Annotated in this window: 13 protein-coding genes; 8 read left to right on the forward strand and 5 right to left on the reverse strand. The window is 43.7% G+C overall.

The genetic code is table 11. The features are described 5' to 3' along the window. Positions 1 to 69: 69 nt before the first annotated feature. Together VTAP4600_RS23835 and VTAP4600_RS23840 are read left to right on the forward strand one after the other, a co-directional pair. Positions 70 to 2,280 (forward strand): ATP-dependent helicase, encoded by a 2,211-nt coding sequence (locus tag VTAP4600_RS23835; protein WP_102525177.1) that lies wholly within the window; start codon positions 70 to 72, stop codon positions 2,278 to 2,280. Positions 2,281 to 2,299: 19 nt separating this feature from the next. After that, the gene (locus tag VTAP4600_RS23840; RefSeq protein WP_197708683.1) at positions 2,300 to 3,055 is read left to right on the forward strand and encodes a lipase family alpha/beta hydrolase; all 756 of its coding nucleotides are present in this window, start codon (positions 2,300 to 2,302) and stop codon (positions 3,053 to 3,055) included. Between the two features lie 15 nt (positions 3,056 to 3,070). On the opposite strand, the gene VTAP4600_RS23845 is transcribed toward VTAP4600_RS23840, so the two are convergent. Further along, complete coding sequence (locus tag VTAP4600_RS23845; protein WP_102525178.1) at positions 3,071 to 4,789, reverse strand: pseudouridine synthase; 1,719 nt, start codon at positions 4,787 to 4,789, stop codon at positions 3,071 to 3,073. Between the two features lie 101 nt (positions 4,790 to 4,890). Further along, entirely contained in the window at positions 4,891 to 5,766 is an 876-nt protein-coding gene (locus tag VTAP4600_RS23850; protein WP_102525179.1) for a LysR family transcriptional regulator, read from the reverse strand. An 82-nt stretch (positions 5,767 to 5,848) separates the two neighbouring features. Here VTAP4600_RS23850 and VTAP4600_RS23855 point away from each other — a divergent pair, with 82 nt between their 5' ends. Then, positions 5,849 to 6,268: a PACE efflux transporter gene (locus tag VTAP4600_RS23855; RefSeq protein WP_102525180.1), complete on the forward strand. Its 420-nt coding sequence runs from the start codon at positions 5,849 to 5,851 to the stop codon at positions 6,266 to 6,268. 86 nt (positions 6,269 to 6,354) lie between these two features. Here VTAP4600_RS23855 and VTAP4600_RS23860 read toward each other — a convergent pair whose 3' ends face one another. After that, positions 6,355 to 6,702: a RidA family protein gene (locus tag VTAP4600_RS23860; protein ID WP_102525181.1), complete on the reverse strand. Its 348-nt coding sequence runs from the start codon at positions 6,700 to 6,702 to the stop codon at positions 6,355 to 6,357. A 220-nt stretch (positions 6,703 to 6,922) separates the two neighbouring features. On the opposite strand from VTAP4600_RS23860, the gene VTAP4600_RS23865 reads away from it, so the two are divergent. The 4 genes from VTAP4600_RS23865 (at position 6,923) to VTAP4600_RS23875 (ending at position 11,566) form a co-directional block, all read left to right on the forward strand. Further along, on the forward strand, positions 6,923 to 8,305 hold the full coding sequence (locus VTAP4600_RS23865; RefSeq protein ID WP_197708684.1) for a thrombospondin type 3 repeat-containing protein: 1,383 nt from the start codon (positions 6,923 to 6,925) through the stop codon (positions 8,303 to 8,305). Positions 8,306 to 8,329: 24 nt separating this feature from the next. Beyond that, the gene (locus VTAP4600_RS26575; protein WP_269459953.1) at positions 8,330 to 8,458 is read left to right on the forward strand and encodes a hypothetical protein; all 129 of its coding nucleotides are present in this window, start codon (positions 8,330 to 8,332) and stop codon (positions 8,456 to 8,458) included. Beyond that, positions 8,455 to 9,582: a hypothetical protein gene (locus VTAP4600_RS23870; RefSeq protein ID WP_102525183.1), complete on the forward strand. Its 1,128-nt coding sequence runs from the start codon at positions 8,455 to 8,457 to the stop codon at positions 9,580 to 9,582. Before VTAP4600_RS26575 ends, VTAP4600_RS23870 begins: the two co-directional genes overlap by 4 nt. Positions 9,583 to 9,787: 205 nt before the next feature. Further along, a complete protein-coding gene (locus tag VTAP4600_RS23875; protein WP_102525184.1) occupies positions 9,788 to 11,566 on the forward strand; it encodes a bifunctional helix-turn-helix transcriptional regulator/alpha/beta hydrolase in 1,779 nt (592 codons plus the stop codon). Positions 11,567 to 11,657: 91 nt separating this feature from the next. On the opposite strand, the gene VTAP4600_RS23880 is transcribed toward VTAP4600_RS23875, so the two are convergent. Further along, on the reverse strand, positions 11,658 to 13,046 hold the full coding sequence (locus tag VTAP4600_RS23880; protein WP_102525185.1) for an SLC13 family permease: 1,389 nt from the start codon (positions 13,044 to 13,046) through the stop codon (positions 11,658 to 11,660). Between the two features lie 201 nt (positions 13,047 to 13,247). Further along, positions 13,248 to 14,153 carry a LysR family transcriptional regulator gene (locus tag VTAP4600_RS23885; protein ID WP_102525186.1) on the reverse strand — a complete coding sequence of 302 codons (906 nt, stop codon included), beginning with the start codon at positions 14,151 to 14,153 and terminating at the stop codon, positions 13,248 to 13,250. 213 nt (positions 14,154 to 14,366) lie between these two features. On the opposite strand from VTAP4600_RS23885, the gene VTAP4600_RS23890 reads away from it, so the two are divergent. Further along, positions 14,367 to 16,001, forward strand: coding sequence for an alpha,alpha-phosphotrehalase (locus VTAP4600_RS23890; RefSeq protein ID WP_102525187.1), 1,635 nt, complete (start codon positions 14,367 to 14,369; stop codon positions 15,999 to 16,001). Positions 16,002 to 16,011 lie beyond the last annotated feature (10 nt).

Raw genomic sequence — 16,011 nt, forward strand, 5'->3', positions numbered from 1 at the left:
TAATGCAATTCTTACCCAATCTAAGGTAAAATACCGCTCTGTTTTAATTAAACGTCCAATTCTTTCCTCATGGCGCAATTTACCGAAGAACAAAAATCAATAATCAAACACCGTGAAGGCAATGCGTTGTGTTTAGCGGGCGCAGGAACAGGTAAAACCACCACGCTTGTTGGTGTTTATCAGGCACAAACCCGCCTGGTGCCTGAGCAAAGTATTCAAGTGCTCATGTTTAATAAAACCATTTGTGATGATTTTAGAAGCAAGCTATTAGATAAGGGATATAACCCGCACCGAACGGTTAAAACCTATCACGGGTTTTGTCAGGAACTACTAACACGTCAAGGGCTTGGTTCTAGGTTGGTGTTTGAGCCCATGCGCCGCACACAGCTCATTAGAACCGTCCTGCAAAAAATGGCGCTGAGTTGTCGTCTTCCAACCACTAAACGCTTACTCAAAAAGCCTAAAACTGTCGCCGTGCTGGAAAGCTTTATTAGCTTGGTAAAAGCCATTGGGCTGAGTGAAGACGAGGTCTTCGAGGCGCAAAACTATGGCGAAGAATATGATTTTTTGCTGGACGCCTATAAAGTGGTCGAGCAAGAAAGGTTGCGCTCTGGATTACTGTTTTTCGATGATTGGTTAATCGAATCGGTAAAGCTTCTCTCAGAAGATTTGGAGTTCCGAGCGCGAATTCAGCAATCAATTCAGCTCGTTATTGTCGACGAATTTCAAGACACTAACCCAGTTCAACTTAAGCTTCTCAAGCTTATTGTGGCAGACGGCGCACGGATCATGGCTGTGGGCGATATTAACCAATGTATCTATAGGTGGCGGGGCAGTGAGCCTTCCATCATGCTGCGATTCGTTCAAGAGTTTCCACCTTGTACCACTTACAAACTGAGTCATACCTTTCGATTTGGCCATAGTTTAGCGATTGCTGCAGATCATTTGATTAGCCATAACAAAGAAAGATTCAAAGATTTTTGTACCGTGCCTGCTCAAAGTGTTGAAGACACGCAGATAGAGCACATAAAAACCTCGACCATTGCCTCGCACGTGGTGAAGGCGGTGAAAGGTCAATTAGAGGAAGGCTGCGAATCCGGTGAAATAGCCGTCTTGGTTAGGCGTTGGTCACAAGCCATGCTGATTGAATTGGCGTTTATCAAAGCGAATGTGCCGTACATGGCACCGGAGGGCAGTACGCTGGCGAAAAGCCGCGAGGTTAAACTTCTACTGCAGTTAATGAACTTAGTTATCCGCTGGCATGAACACCAAAAGATAGACAGCCAGATACTGCAAGAACTGTTCAGTTATCCTCATTGCTATTTGCGTGGCGAGATCCTACAGCCACTTTGTCGTGCACTGGCTAGCGTTCCACCAACCAGTTGGGTTAGGGAAATTGATAAATTTTCGGCTGCCAACAAACGTAAAGATCAAAATTTTGATAACGCGATTGAACGAGTCACATTGATACGTTCATTACTTAAAAAAGACATGAAAGCTCGGCAGATCTTTGAAGAATATCGAGCCGGGTCGGATCTGGATCATTGGTTAAGAAAGTCTGAAGCCACTGAAGGCGACGTTGAAGAAAGCTTAGATAAGCTCAACGCATTAACGGCGGTACTGAAAGGTTTAAATTATGACTGTAACCAAGCCAAAGACTTTTTTGAAAGCACGCAGCAAAGAGCGGCTCAAAGTTCGAAGAAATCAGACGGTGTGCGTTTAACCACGATATTTAGAGCGAAAGGCTGCGAATACAACAATGTGCATTTACCCTTCTGGGATAGAGGCATATTCCCGACGGAAGCGAAATTCGATACAGGACAAGGGCCAGATTACGAAGAGGAACGTCGCGTTGCGTATGTTGCGGTTACCCGAGCGAAGCAGAGAGCCAAAATCTACACTGGTGATTCACCGAGCCCGTTTGTGTCCGAGTCTTATCTGCCGTTGGCACACGCATTCGGGCCAAGTTTATACAAAGAACAGAGCCTACCGTACTTTGAAACCGAAGCGCTTGAATTGTATTTAACGCAATTGGGCCGAGTTGATGATTGCGCCGAAGCGCCTAAAAAGCCGCTTAATACTCGGCTAAGAGACAACAATCGTAGCCAATCAACCGAGGAAGGAGTGGCAGCGGTAGGAGACAGAGTTCGACATATTCAAGGTGATAAAGGCACTATCACCAACATCTCTGGGCCGAAATTTACCGTGAAATACGATTCCAATAAATCGCATCAATATCAAATGGTGATGTTCAGTCGATTTTTTGATTTAATCGGTTAGCGAGCAAGGTTAATAACGCATGAAAACAATGAACAAATGGTTGATTGGACTTATTTTATTGGTAACTGTTGGTTGCGCAAATATCAGCCAGGATCAGACTAATTTAAAACAAGGTGATGAGTTAGTTGTGCTTGCTCATGGCCTAGCAAGAAGTGGCAATGCTATGTGGAAGCTGGCTCAAAGAATAGAGGGTGCTGGCTTTCATGTGTGTGTCATCGATTATTCCACTATCGGCCAGTCACTTGAGTCAACATTACAAGAGACAGAAAACGAAATAGACCTGTGTTTAAAAAATGATAACCGCGTTCATTTTGTCGGTCATTCACTGGGTGGTTTAGTCATACGCTCTTATCTAGACAAGCACAAAGAGTTAAAAAATACTCAACGCTTGGGTGAGGTGATTTTTATGGGAACCCCCAACCATGGCAGCGAAGTTGCGGACCATTTTGACGGTCGTTTGTTGATGAATATTGCAGGAGGAACCAGCCAATCTTTAGTAACGGGCAATCGTTCGTTAGGCGAGGTCATTGCAGAGCCGGACTATCAAGCGGGGGTGATAGCGGGAACCAACAGTAATGGTGCAACCAATCGATTTTTCGACGGTCCTAACGATGGCTTGGTTTCTGTAAACTCAACTAAAGTCGCCAACATGAAGGATTTTATCACGATCGAAGTGGGTCATTCCATAATGCGTTACGATGAAGTGGTGGCGAATCAAACGATACACTTTCTAAACTATGGCGTGTTTGATCATCCAAACACGCCTGTCCAGTAAGAAATCGGGCAGTATTTAGAACTGGGCGTCGACCTGAAAGTGCATCGGCTGTTTGGTGTATGGGTGATCGAATGACAGGGATTCTGCGTGCAAGTGTAAGCGGTTCGCTTTCATACCATACAAATCATCGCCGATAATAGGCATATTTAACCCCAAATAGTGAGCGCAATGCACACGAAGTTGATGGGTTCTGCCAGTTTTAGGGTGCAGATATAGCTTGGTTTTTCCGTCAGCTCGCTCGATGACTTGCCACGTTGTTTCAGCCGCTTTACCGTGTTCTTCACATACCATTTGTCGTGGTCGATCATCAAGATCGCCGCGCAATGGTAATTCAATTTTACCAACATCCTGCTCTACGATGCCATCCACCAAAGCCACATAGCGTTTCTCGACATGACGAGTAATAAACTGCTTTTGTAGGCTTTTATTGGCGCGTTTAGTGAGGGCGAACACTAAAATCCCAGAAGTAGACATATCCAGTCTATGGATGACGAACGGGCCTTCTACATCTGTAAACTGTTGTTGTAAGCGATAATAAGCGGAGTCCTTAATGGTACGGCCAGGGACGGAGAGAAATTCAGCGGGTTTATTTACCACAACAATGGCTTCATCTTGGTAAAGGATATCGAGTTCTTTGCCTTCGGCTGGGTTCTTTAATAATGGGTTGTCATCCACTTTCATGCCTTTCAGCATGTGCCCTAAAATTGGCTCACATTTACTCTGACAAGATGGGTAGTATTTTTTATGCAAACGAACTTCTGATTTCGGCGAGCTCCCCCACCAAAATTCTGCCATGCAAATAGGCTCCAGTTCATTCTTGTAAGCGTAATGCAATAACTTAGGTGCAGCACATTCGCCAGCGCCGGCTGGTGGCGTAGGGTTTTTAGTCGGCTCAAAGATATCGATCAGAGACTTTTGTTCACCTAAGCGATTAAGAAAGTGATATTGAGAAAACAACCGATGTTGCAGTGCGAGCGATAAGATAGCTCGTTGTTCTTTAAGGTTATCCAGCTCCTGAGTGAGCTGAGAAAGCTGTGATTGAACTGAATCTAGTTTTTCTTGCCATGTTCGTTTTAAGATCTTCTGTTGGTTTTTTTCCGCAACACTTTGTTTACCTAGCCGGCTTTTAAGATCGTCAAATTGCTCACTGCATATAGTTTGAGCGCTCAATGATTTTTCTGCTTCAACGCGCGTAGCTTTTCTTGCCGCTCGACTCAAAATCATGCTTTGACGTTGAGCTTCAATTTCATAGTTCGCATGGTTTTGTAGCTGCTGAAGTTGAGTACTTAATTCATCAAATAGAGGGTTATTTCGATGTTGTGTTACTTGCAGGTTGATGGCGGTGATTTGATCGGTATCGTCACGGAAAAAACCGTCTTCTTTTAGCATATCAAACACTGGGGGTACAAACCCACTTAAGATATTTTGGTCAGCTATCTTTCCAGAAAACGCGCTCAAAAATCCAATCTCGCCTTGAGTGTTTTTCACTACAAGTACGCCAAACATTTTACCCGTTGCCTTTTCCGTGTCATCAAATTGATGGGCACTAATACTCGGATGCCCAAAGTGATGTTGCCATTGTGTTTGCGTTTCTAAGTGATGCTGGAGTTGACGTGCGGCTTGCTCACATAATGGGTGCGCTTGGTAATAAAAAGGGAAAGTGAACTTATCAGGAACTGAAGACGCATCAATAGGTGACGCGAAATGAGTAAAGGCGTTGTGTTGAGTAGGCATTTTCAGCTCTTTTGTCTAATGGTTATCAAATTCCGAACGTCGGATTCTAACCTCTACTGCTTACGAGAACAAATCGACCAGTAAAGGGCTGGGTGCGTTGGCTAGAACACCGATTCTAATGCATGGCATAACCAGGTACAGGCCGGCCCTTTGCTACTATCAAGTTGAGTGATCCGATCTACCGGAACTTGCCACGTTTTGATATCAAATTGCACTGGCAACCGAGTCAATTGACCTAAGTCTATGCCTATTTGAGCAATGTGAGCGGGAAGGTAAGACCAACCTATTTTTGCTTCAGCCATTTTACGCATGGCGACAAAGTCATTGGATTCAAAAATGATAGGAGAGAGCAGCGGTACGTAATCTGGAACATAGTGAGTTTCTTCACGATTGATAATCTGAGGATATTTGGTTAACTCTGTACGGGTGACTTCTTTTAACTGACTTAAAGGGTGCGTTTTATGGGCAACGGTGAAAAAGGCGACTTGCCCAATAAATCCTTGTTCAGTACCAACGTGCATATTATTGCTGATCAGCATGAGTCCGATGTCCGCTTTATTGTTTGTGATTTCCGCTGGTACACGCGCACTGTTGACAGTATTAAGAATCAGTTTTGTCGTCGGGTAGCGCTGATTAAATGATTTTAATACGTCAAAAAGCTTTGGAACCAATAGTGCCGGATCGGCACACAAAACGAGCTGAGTTTCATTTCCCACCGCCATGTTTGAGGCTGCTTGCTCCATTTCCTGAGCTTGTGTTAATACGCATTTCGCATATTCCAACAGCTTTTGTCCAGATTCTGTTAAAACAGGTGAGCGAGAGCGTCTATCAAACAACGTCTGATTTAAGTCTATTTCTAGATTTGCAATCGACTGACTCACTACCGACTGAGCCTTCCCCAACTTTCGTCCAGCAGCTGAAAAGGATCCTTGTTCGGCACATACAACAAAGGTTTGTAATTGAGCGAGATTTAACATATCTGTTTTTCCGATAGAAACTAACTTTGAGTTAGCTTAATTATAGATAGAATGGCGACATATATCTAGAGGGGTAAACCGTATGTCGAACAAAGAGCGTGCATTTCATAGTGTGCTATTTGAGCTATTTGCAATTATGTTATTGATTCCATTAGGCAGTCTGATTGGGGGGATTGATACCCATACCATGACAGGCGTCGCTATTTTCATGAGCTTGATTGCAATGGGATGGAACTACCTGTTTAACGTGTTGTTTGATAAATACTTTGGGGCTGATCGTTCGAAAAGGAGTGCGCGACTCCGCGTGAGCCACGGCGTCATGTTTGAAGGCGGATTGTTAGTCTTAACTTTGCCATTGTTGATGTGGTTCTTACAGCGCAGTTTCATGGACGTGGTGGTGTTAGAACTGAGTATGATTGCCTTCTTCTTGCTGTATGCGATCGTATATAACTGGGTTTATGACGTACTTCGAGGTCAAGTATTAAAAGCAAGGGCCGTGTAGATAACCAACCTTTGTTCTACGAAGCGACCATAAAAAAGCAGCGGGATCATCGATCGCGCTGCTTTTAAAAATAGATTCAGAATGGTTTACTTCTCAGCAGCAACCACTGAAATCTCTACAAGTAGAGTATCGCGAGCCATGCTTGCTTCAACACAAGCACGTGCAGGTGCGTGACCTTCAGGAACCCATGCGTCCCACACTGCGTTCATTTCAGCAAAGTCTTTCATATCTTTGATGTAAATAGTTGCAGAAAGCATGTGCTCTTTGTCACTACCAGCTTGGTCAAGTAGAGTCTCTACTTTGTCTAGCATGGTTTGAGTTTGCTCAGTGATGTCTTTAGTCGCATCAGCACAAACCTGGCCACATAGGTAGATCGTACCGTTATGCTTAACGATACGGCTCATGCGTTGCTTAGTTTCCATTCTTTGGATCATGATAATCTCTATTTGTTTTCGGAATACAGAAGCCGATCAGTTTATAAGAACTGACGAATCATTCAATATCTAATCAAAACTATTTGCAAAATAACGCAAAATAATAAAAATTTTTTATTTTCAAGGCTATTTTCCCCCCTTATACCCCATTTGAGTGATGCCAAGAGAAAGACATTATCTTAACTTTCGAGTGATAACTCACTTATCAAGGAAGAAGGTCATGAAAGCATCTCAATTTTACCCCGCCTTGACGCTCATTGCAGCCGCAATGCTTAGCGCATGTGGCGGAGGTGATGGCTCAGATCCTGTATCTAAGTCCAACTACTTGAACGTAACGGCCATTGATGGATACCTGAAAGGAGCCGAAGTTTGGTTGGATATAAACAAGGATTACCAGTGGAACACAGGAGAGCCTAAAGCCATAACAACTGACGGCGGTAAAGCCAATTTAAACGTAGATGGGATACCCAATTCAGAGAGCTACCCCATTGTTGTAAGAGTCATTCCTGGACAAACCGTTGACGAAACCACCCCCGATCAAACCGTGAAAACCGGTTACCTAATGTCGGCTCCGTCAGGGGAGTTGGATATCACGCCACTATCAACATTAGTACAAGTTTCAATGGTGAACGGTTCGCTAACAAAAGCACAAGCCACTGAAAAAATTGCGATGGATCTCGGAGTATCCAAAGAAGAGGTGCTGGGGGATTATATCGAGAAAAGTGCGTCCGGTGCTGCGATGAAAGCAGAAGCACTCGTGAAAGCGGAGGTGATGCCTCAAAGTGCCGTACATGCCTCTCAAGCTGATAAGGTCGTCGACCAAGCGAATTCTATTGCACCATACCTGAAAGATCTGAAACAAGATGAAATCATTATTGTTGATGGCGATACCTGGAAAGTAGGAGTTGATGATAACGATGACGATGATGACGGTGTGATCGATAGCGAAGACGCATTCCCATACAACGCGCAAGAAACCGTAGATTCTGACGGCGATGGCATCGGTGACAATGCCGATCAATTTCCCAATGATGCTAACGAACAATTTGATTCGGATGGGGATACTGTCGGTGACAATACCGATGTCTTCCCAATGGATCTCACAGAGAGCAAAGACACTGACGAAGATGGTTTAGGGGACAACGCCGACAAGTTCCCAACCGACCCAACCGAGAAGTTTGATTCTGACAAAGACAAAGTCGGCGATAACGCAGACGAATTCCCCAATGACCCCACGGAAACAAAAGATACAGACAAAGATGGTTTAGGTGATAACGCCGATAAATTCCCAATCGATCCAACTGAAAAATACGATTCTGACAACGACAAAGTCGGCGATAACGCAGACGCGTTCCCCAATGATCCGACTGAGACAAAAGACAGCGATAAGGACGGCACTGGTGATAATAAAGACAAGTTTCCTAACGACCCGAAAGAATCAAGCGATGCCGATTCAGACGGCATAGGCGATAGCAGCGATAACTGCCTTTCAACCGCAAACCCAGACCAAGCAGACAGTGATGGTGATGGGGTGGGTGATGCGTGTGAAAGCGTAGAAATAACATTTGATAATGCAGTATTTGACCAAGCGACTTGGCAATAACTCCAACGAAAAGGACGACAAATCATGATGAATTTAAATAAATATATGCTTGCTGCGATTGCTGTTGGTGGATGCTTAATCAGTATGCAGAGTATGGCGGCAGATAACTTGACGACATTTAAGCGGGTGATGTTATCAAAGCGGCTGAAATGAACGACAACTTCACCTACCTTGAGGGACTGGCTAATCAAGCAAAACTCGATTTCTCTGCCAAAACTGTCAACATTGACTGCAGTGCTGATGCACAAGCACTAAGAACGTATCTGCTTTCGGTTCAGCCTAGCCAGTTTGCTAAAGTAAAGTTAACGGGTGTTTGTGAGGGCGACAGTAAAGGGGAGCTGGCAATCACACGTAGCGATATTTGGATTGAAGGTGGAGAGATTTCAGCTCAAGTATTAGTAAGAGGGAAGCAAGACGTCAGTTTCGCGGATGTGAGTTTTACCAGTAACCTCAAACCAGAATTTTGGATCGATGGCGGTGGTTCCGCTTATTTACAGAACCCAGTTTTTACCGCGGGAGCAAACCCAGTTGTAACGGCCAACAGTGCGTTAGCCTATCGAGGTGATGTTACAGGGATCAATTTTTACGCAAACCAAGCATCCCGTCCCTTTTTCTTTTCTCCGACGGGCACTGCAAGCTCTGTGAGACTTGAAATTGGCGCCGCTATGGAGTTTGGTGGGCTTACTACGACCTCTTTAGATGCAAACACAGGGGGAAGCCTTAAAGGAACATCACTTACGGCTGACTATATTAATATCAATAATGGCGCATCTGGAATGGTGGAAACCATCGTCGCAAATGAAGAGCTTATCCTGAAAGGAAATGGTGCTTTGTTTGCGGGTAACATGACGGGGAAAAACTTGAACGTGATGCAAAGTTCCTCGCTAAAAACCACGGGTGACGTTACGGGTACGGAATTGTTTGTAAGTTACGGTGCAAGTGCACGAATCAAGGGCAATGCAACAGTAACAGACTTCCATGTAGGGTCTACCTCTAGTGCTCGTATTGATGAGAAATTAACATCGACCAACGTTTCAGTTGTTGAGGGCTCGACATTGAGAACAAAAAATCTAGCCGTTAACAATAATCTGTTTGTGCGTAGAGCAACCGTTAAGGTAGACGATGAGATTAGCTATACCACGGTGGATGCGGGTTCATATAGTGACCTGTATCTTAATATGTCCCTCTCCAAAATGTGTGCTGACTTCAACCCGGCAGCTGTAATGGCTTGGAGTACTTTAGATTCACAGTCATTCCCAGAAAACTGCAGTAATTAAAGTTGGCTAACTTAACGTAAAAACAGTCAGTGGTTGTATAAACAAAGCATTAGAATAACTTGTAGTTATGAATGGCGCCTTGCTTATTTGAATTTCATCTAAGTTAGGTGCCATTTTTTATGACTATCGCCCACTATGTGCAGATCCTAAATGCTAGTTTTAAAAAGAATTAGAGCAAAAACCCAACTTAGGGCAAGTAGGAACTATGCACAGCAGTCAACTACCAGATCGATTGGTAGGGAAAATTTATGATACCGCGCTAGAGCCTCGCTTATGGCCAGAATTGCTCGAACATATGGTGACGTATTTAAAGCCGAATATTGAGGTAGGCGAACAAGGGAAAATAAACACAAACCTGATATGGGTAAAGGAACCAAAGGAGGAAGTCCCAAGTTCTTATACACAATTGCTCGAACACATGCAGCGCAGCAGCGATATAGCAAAGCGTTTAGGTGTTGTTAAGGAGAAAGAATGCATACAGCGTAAGCTCCTTAATCAAATCCCGCTTCCCTGCGTGTTATTAAGGGCAGACAAGCAGATCGTTGAAATCAATGATTCGGCGATGCGCTATATGTCGACGAATAGAGAGTTGTCGGTCAATGGCAGTCATCTTACTTTTGAAAGTGGGCGATTAAGGGCTGAATTTGAAAGCGGCATGGCTTCGTTGTTTTTCCCCGGACAAAAGAATAAAGAAATCGCATTTGTTGTGAGGCCATCATTCGATACAAACCCTACGACGATTAATTTAACTCGCGTGGATAATCTGCAGGGCCTTGAAAGTCATGTGTTGATGTTTATTGCGACAGTGGATCAAGCGCAAAAGGTCGATGTTTCGTCATTTTCAACTCGCTTTAAATTGACGCAAGCGGAACAAGAGATCCTTAAAAGTCTCGTTGAGGGCAAGACTCTACAATTGGTGGCGGCGCATAAGAAGGTGTCGATTCACACGGTGCGATCGCAATTAAAGTCGATATTTGGTAAAACGGGTTGTCATCGGCAAAGTGAGTTGGTGAAGTTGGTGTTACTGCAATCTACACAACAAGAACGGCAACAAAAAGAAAAGCAAAACATCATCCTATTGGATGCACAGTGCTTTCACCAAACCATGCTATTACCTGATGGCAGAAAACTAGGCTATAGCGATGTCGGAAATAAGAGTCACGCGCCATTAGTTATGTTGCACCCCTCGACGGGGTCGCGTTTGCAGCAGCATCCTAATAAGCAAATCGCATTCGAACAAAGAGTCAGAGTTATATCGATAGATAGACCTGGATACGGTTTATCTGATACTTGTGAGGGAGCGAGTTTAAAGAGCGTGGCCAAAGATGTGGGATATTTGATGGATTCACTTAATATCCAACGCTTCGCTGTCGCGGGTTTTTGTGGAGGAGGACCATATGCCCTGGCAGTGGCGGCGCAATTTCGCCATCGGGTTGTGCATACCAACTTAATTAGCTCCGTTACCCCATTTCAAGAAATTAACCTGTTACACGGAGTCAAGACAACCAACAAGATGATGGCACATTTGGCGTTAAAAGCGCCAGAGGTATTGCGGCATCTCATTTTCTTGATTGCGAAAAATGTCGTGGATGAGCCAGAGCGATATTTTGACCAAGTCATCGAGCATTTGGGTGTGAGTGATGCGTCGGTCTTGCAAGAGCCTGAAGCGTTGGAAAACTTTGTCGTTGCATTTCAAGAAGCCATGAGGCAAGGCAGCGCAGCATTTGTGCATGATCTTTATACGCTATCTAACCCGTGGGAAACTGATTATTCAGCGATAACCTCTCCGATTACCATGTGGCATGGTCATGAAGACAGGCACGTTCCTATTCAGTATGCCCAGCAACTAGCTCATGTTCTTTCAAACGTAACGATTAAGAACCAGCCTCAACATGGACACTTTCTTATTTACTACTTATGGGGGGATATTCTAGCAGAATCGGCTGCTGCGTTTGAGCAAGATGAACAGATAGAAAGCGCCTAATAGAAAGTCTTTTAGTAGGCGATAAAAAATCACGGATGGTATCTCAGCCACCCGTGATTCTGTTTGAAGAGCGCTTAATTTAAATGATGTCTTAAGTCCACAATATGACCGCTAATAGAGTTAACGTCCCGATACAAGCAATGTTGAGCAAAATACCAACTTTAAGCATCTCTTGTTGTTTAATATGACCAGATGCATAGACGATGGCATTTGGCGGAGTCGCAACAGGCAACATAAACGCACAGGATGCCGCTACAGCAATTAATACAGACAAAATGATAGGTGACATACCGAAGGCCTCGGCAACCGCCGCAAATACCGGAATGAGCAGAGCGGCACTGGCCGTGTTACTGGCGAACTCAGTTAAAAACACAACAAAGCCTGCCACAATTAAGATAATAAAGAACAAGCCAAAATGAGAGATAGCATCACTCAATTCAGAAGCCAAAAACAAGCTTGCTCCGGTTGCTTTTAATACATTACTTAAACAAATACCGCCACCAAACAACAGCAACACGCCCCAGTCAGCGGTTTTTTCGACGTCTTTCCAGTGAACAACTCGAGCGAAGTTAACTAATACAATAGCCAACAATGCCACTAATGTATCAAACTTAGAAAAGCCGCCTAACATGGCATTAATGGGTTTTGAAAAAATCCATAAGCAAACGGTCAGTGCAAATATAGCAAGAGTGACTATCTTGCCTTTGTCCCAATTAACTGGCTCATAATTGATCTCGAAATTGCCCTTTAAGTCAGGCTTTAAAACAAAATAGAGTAGAGAAATAGCAACAGGAAGCAACACAATAGTTGCAGGTACGCCAAAGGACATCCATTCTGTAAATGTGAGCCCGACTTCAGCCGCTGCAATAGCATTGGGCGGGCTACCAACGATGGTCGCAATCCCCCCAATACTGGCACTGTAAGCGATGCCAAGTAACACGAATACATAGGTTTTATGGCCTGACTCTTCGTTTACTTTACTTAGAATACCAAGCACTAATGGCAACATCATTGCCGTTGTTGCGGTATTACTGATCCACATCGAAAGCCCTGCGGTTGCGCCAAATAGCATGAACACGGCGACGCTCATTTTACCTTTCGCCATGATAAGCACTTTGTCCGCAATGACTTTGTCTAGCGCTTGACGCCGCATGGCAGCCGCTAAGGCAAAACCACCTAAAAATAAGAAAATAGTAGAGTTAGCGAAATTATTGAGCGCAGTTTGAGTATCAAATACCCCGAGGCCAACGGCCAAAATAGGCACTAGAAGTGCGGTTACCGTTACATGTAAGGCTTCGGTTAACCACAAAATAGCGATGAAAGCTAAAATGCTGATCCCAAGTACGACTTGCGGATCATACGGCAGGGTGTTGTACAGAACCAAAAATAAAGCGATGTCAGACAAAATGATGATGCTGTTGCGGTTAAAAAACCATTCTCTGGTGTTCGAGGGAAGAGGGACGTTGTCGTTTCTATTCATGTTGGGCTTCCTTGAGGGCGACACAAGGTTCAAAAGACGCAAATTAACGCCTTTTGACGTTGTTATTATATGTTTTAGTATGCATATGTAGTGGAACACAAATTTACAATCGTCACTGTTAACCGCATCAAAACTATGGATAAAATCATTAGGAAGTTAAGCGCATTTGATAAAACTTTTAAGTCGCGCAGAGATAGAGAGTTAGGAGACCGTCCCTTCAGAAGCCAGTTTGATTTGACTGATCAAGGACTCAATTTTGTCGGGTAATTGGCCTAGTGGTACATATATTCCAATACTGCCGATCTTTTCATTATTGACGGTGAGGCATTTCAGGCCTTTTTGTTCCAAATAAGATTTGAGCTTATGAGTGTACGGCATCACAGCCTGAGTCATTAGCAGCATATCAATGCTGGCAGAAAGTGAATCAACGTCATATATGATTTGATTAACGGGCTGTTGTAACGGGTTATGTGCATGAGGTTGATCGATTAGCATGGAACCGTGACGAATATGATCAGGTGTTGCGCGAAGTAAAGGGAACTCATCCAATAAGTTCATCGGAGTATCGTTGATAAGCAAAGGGTGCAAAGGGTGCACATAATAAGCTTCGAACTCTTGGAAAAGAGGGATAAAGCGCACTTTAACCTGAGGGGATAAGTTCGCGACCTCATGACCGATGAAAAGGTCAAGTTCGCCTCGTATTAAATGGTGCATCAATGACAAGTTGTTGCCAAACTCAAGGTGAAACGAACTAGAAGGCGCAGTAAGCTGATATTGTTTTACGCTTTCTTTAACAAAACACTCCCACCACGCTTCACCTGTACCTAATTTTATACGGCCAAACTGTCTCTGTGATAATTCATTGAGGCTGTGAACCATCTCTAGATGTTTATCTTGCTGCTCCCGAGCATAGCGTAAAAATACATGGCCATATTCTGTCAGTTCTACCCCCTTAGAACGTCGGTCAAACAAGGCAACCCCAAGTTGTGATTCAAGCTTTTTAATGGCGGACGTTAACGAAGGTTGGCTAAGCTTAAGAGATTCGGCAGCGTGCTTAATTGATCCGTGATGGGCGACGTGTAAAAAATAACGATGATTCTTGTTCATCTAAATAGGCTCACAGTGACAAAGATTTAGTGTGATACCGCTAGAATAAATAACAAAGAAATTTTGTGATGGCTATATCAATAGTTTGAATTTCGTCACTTTAGGTAAGGTTTGTATAGTTTTAATCTATATCATTAGGGGTTGAGTCTATTTTTTTGTTGCAGGAGAAGGCGATAGGATTCACCGTAACAGTAATCAAAAAGTGTAATGAATATGGAACAGAAATGGTGGCATGACGCGGTAGTCTATCAAATTTACCCGCGAAGCTTTTGTGATTCGAATAAAGACGGTATTGGCGACATTACGGGCATTATCAGTAAGCTAGACTACTTACAGACGCTAGGCGTGAATGTTCTTTGGTTATCTCCGGTTTATCAGTCGCCAATGGACGACAACGGATATGATATTTCAGATTACCAAGAGATAGCCCAAGAGTTTGGTTCAATGGAAGATATGGAAGCCTTGTTTTATCAGGCTCAACAGCGAGACATTAAGATCGTGATGGATCTTGTTGTTAACCATACTTCCGATGAGCACGAATGGTTCAAACAAGCTCGTGAATCGAAAGACTCACCCTACCGTGATTTTTATATTTGGCGAGACGCAAAGCCAGACGGCTCAGTGCCGGATGACCAGTGTTCTGTTTTTGGCGGTTCAGCGTGGGAGTGGTGTGAAAAGTCTCAACAATATTTTTATCATATTTTTTCGCGCTGCCAGCCTGATTTAAACTGGAATAACCCAGAGATGGTTAAGCGAATCCACGACATGATGAATTGGTGGATTGACAAGGGCATCGGTGGTTTTCGTTTGGATGTGATTGACCTGATTGGTAAAAACATAGATAAGCGAATCATGGGGAATGGCCCTAAACTGCACCAGCGATTGCAAGATATGAACCAAGCAACGTTCGGAGATAAAGACTTATTAACCGTCGGTGAAACCTGGGATGCAACGCCAGAAATTGCCAAAATGTACTCAGAGCCGAACCGCAATGAATTGTCGATGGTGTTTCAATTTGAACACATTACATTGACCTGGCAAGACGGAGACAAATGGCGACCAAAGGCCAAAGATATTAACGCACTAAAAGAAGTGTTAATTAAGTGGCAATTGGAGTTAAAAGACGGTGGTTGGAATTCGCTGTTTTGGAATAACCATGATTTGCCACGTGTTGTCTCTAAATATGGCTGCGTTGGTGAGCATAGGGTTGCGTCTGCAAAAATGTTAGCAACAGCAATGCACATGATGAAAGGTACGCCGTACATTTACCAAGGTGAAGAGATTGGCATGACCAATGTCGCGTTTGATTCTCTTGAGGACTACCGAGATATTGAAACGCTTAACTTTTATGACGTAAAAACCGGTTCGGGCACCAGTCATGATGAAATGATGGAAGCGATTTATCAGAATAGTCGAGATAATTCGCGTACGCCTATGCAATGGAATGGGAGTGAAAACGCTGGCTTTACTCAAGGAAGCCCTTGGATAAACGTCAACCCTAACCACAAGGACATTAACGTCGAGCAAGCATTGGAAGATAACAACTCCATTTTTTATCATTACCAGTCTTTAATCGCGTTAAGAAAAGCGCACCCGGCGATTGTTTATGGTGATTTCACACCAATCTTGCGAGATAACGAGCAGATATTTGCTTATCTTCGTCATGATGATAACGAACGCTTGTTGGTGATCAATAACTTTAGTAATGAAGAGCAGGCGATTGTTTTGTCAGAACAATTTCAGGCCCAAGAAGTAGAGTGCTTATTGTCTAATCGGCAGCCAGTGACAGAGCTTAGCAATAAGCTGTACCTGACGCCGTATGAATCGATGGTCTTGAAGCTGAAGTAGTTGCTTGTTA

This window comes from Vibrio tapetis subsp. tapetis, from assembly GCF_900233005.1.
Classification (GTDB): Bacteria; Pseudomonadota; Gammaproteobacteria; order Enterobacterales; family Vibrionaceae; genus Vibrio; species Vibrio tapetis.